Genomic DNA, 2,168 nt, shown 5'->3' with positions numbered 1-2,168 from the left:
GCATAAAAATCCAAGAATGAAATCTGACAACGATTTAATCAGTGCTTCCTTAAAAGCCCCCGCACGAATAGCCTTACAGCTTCACCTGGTCAGCCAGGAACGGAAGCCTGGGGTCGGCGTTCAGGTTCATGGGGGCGAAATCACCGGCCTGGGCCATGTAGTAAGCCCGGCAGCCGATCATGGCGCCGTTATCCGTACAGAGTACAGGGTCTGGCCGGCACATGCGGATGCCCCGCTTGTCACAGGCCGCCTTCAGAGCTTTCCGAAGGCCGCTGTTCGCCGCTACGCCGCCGGCAAGGGCGATGGTTTTATACCCCGTCTTTTCCGCCGCTTTCATCGCTTTTTCTACGAGAACATCAACCACCGCTTTCTGGAAGGAAGCAGCCACGTCCTTATAGTTGACCTCTTCCTTCTTCATCTTCGCCGTATTCAGGTAATTAATGACCGCCGATTTCAGCCCGCTGAAGGAGAAATCAAAGGTATGCTCTTTCCCGAGGCCCATGGGGAATGTGATGGCATCAGGATTTCCTTCCTGTGCCATCCGGTCGATATGGGGACCGCCGGGATAGGGGTACCCCATGACCCGGGCAATCTTGTCGAAAGCCTCCCCTGCCGCATCGTCCCTGGTCTGTCCCAGGAGCTGGAATGTATTGTAGTCCTTCACGATGACGATCATGGTATGGCCGCCGGAAACGACGAGGGACAGGAATGGGGGCTCCAGGTCCGGGTACTGGAGAAGGTTTGCAAAAATATGGCCTTCCATATGGTTCACCGCGATGAGTGGCTTATCCAGCGCCCAGGCCGCCGCTTTTGCCGCTGCCACGCCCACAAGGAGAGCGCCCACCAGACCGGGCCCCTGGGTCACGGCGATGGCATCCATATCCTTCCAGTCCGCTCCTGCCTGCTCCAGTGCTTCGATGGCCACAGGCAGTACATCTTCTATATGGTGGCGGGAGGCAATTTCCGGAACCACGCCGCCAAACTTTTTGTGAATCGGCACCTGTGTGGAAATCACATCGGACAGGATATGCCGCCCGTCTTCGATAACTGCACAGGATGTTTCATCACAGCTCGATTCAAATGATAATATTTTCATAATACTCCTTATATTGCTAGAAACTGCGGAGGAATAATGGGGATGAAGAAGATAGCGTCAAAAATCAGGAATGAGGAATGAGGAATGAGGGTGCGGCGCACAAATGGGAAGGCGCCGCAAGTATATATACCGATTTCGCGGCTTCGCCGCGAACTAATGGTTGAGCACCATGCGACCGTGTGAAGACTTCTAGCTACTAGGGAAGCACTGATTAAATCGTTGTCAGATTTCATTCTTGGATTTTTATGCAATGCAAGGAATAACTCGACGCGAATAGCGAGCTATTTAAGGAGAGTTATGACGAAGCAGTGCATAAAAATCCTTATGAAATCTGACTCTGCGAATTAATCAGCGCTTCCCTAGCTGTCAGCCTCCAGTAAAGTTGATTCGCCGCAGGCTGACCGCCTGGATCTAGACCTAGACCTAGACCTAGACCTGAATCTTAGCCCTTCACAACCTCCACTTCCATAATATATCCATCTTCCTTTGGAAGGTCATAGACCCCCTTCCGGAGGCCCAGTACCTTGAAGCCGTATTTCCGGTACAGGTTCTGTGCTTTTTCATTGCTGGTACGGACTTCCAGAAACAGGGTTTTCATGGCCCGTTTCCTGCATTCCGCAAGACCTGCTTCCAGAAGGCGGGCGCCTATGCCGAGCCGCCGGAATTCCGGGTGCACGCCGATATTGACCAGCTGCCCTTCGTCCAGGACGAACCAGAAACAGCCGTAGCCCGCCACCTTTCCATCTACCTTTGCAATGAAGTACTCACTCTGGGGGCCCTCCATATCATGGAACACCGTCTCTTCCCGCCAGGCATCGGAAAAGCAGAGCTTCCCGATTTCAAAAATATCGTGGACATGGGTGGTATCAGCCCGCTCAATCAGGATTTCCCGTGCCGTTTCTCCCACAGTACTTCCGCCTCACTTCTCCTTATATAATTGGGAAGAAGCTGGAGGGGATCATCCTTCTCACCCGCCGACAGCCTCTTCAGTCCTGCCAGAGCCACGCTTCCCGCCCGTGCGATCATATCGATGCCTACGGTGCCGAAAACGAGCCGTTTCGCCATGGCCACG

2 protein-coding genes and 1 pseudogene are annotated in these 2,168 nt (G+C 53.6%); all 3 read right to left on the bottom strand.

Translation table 11 applies throughout. From position 1 onward, the window contains the following. Positions 1 to 73: 73 nt before the first annotated feature. Positions 74 to 1,096: a tRNA (adenosine(37)-N6)-threonylcarbamoyltransferase complex transferase subunit TsaD gene (gene tsaD / locus QZR21_RS09060; RefSeq protein WP_296098063.1), complete on the bottom strand. Its 1,023-nt coding sequence runs from the start codon at positions 1,094 to 1,096 to the stop codon at positions 74 to 76. Positions 1,097 to 1,538: 442 nt separating this feature from the next. Further along, positions 1,539 to 2,003, bottom strand: coding sequence for a ribosomal protein S18-alanine N-acetyltransferase (gene rimI / locus QZR21_RS09055; protein WP_296098066.1), 465 nt, complete (start codon positions 2,001 to 2,003; stop codon positions 1,539 to 1,541). Then, a pseudogene (locus QZR21_RS09050) lies at positions 1,976 to 2,168 on the bottom strand (hypothetical protein); the annotation flags it as partial. The gene rimI and the pseudogene QZR21_RS09050, both read right to left, overlap by 28 nt.

The sequence above is a fragment of the uncultured Dialister sp. genome (assembly GCF_900541605.1).
GTDB lineage: Bacteria > Bacillota > Negativicutes > Veillonellales > Dialisteraceae > Dialister.
This window is presented reverse-complemented; position numbering and strand designations above follow the sequence as displayed.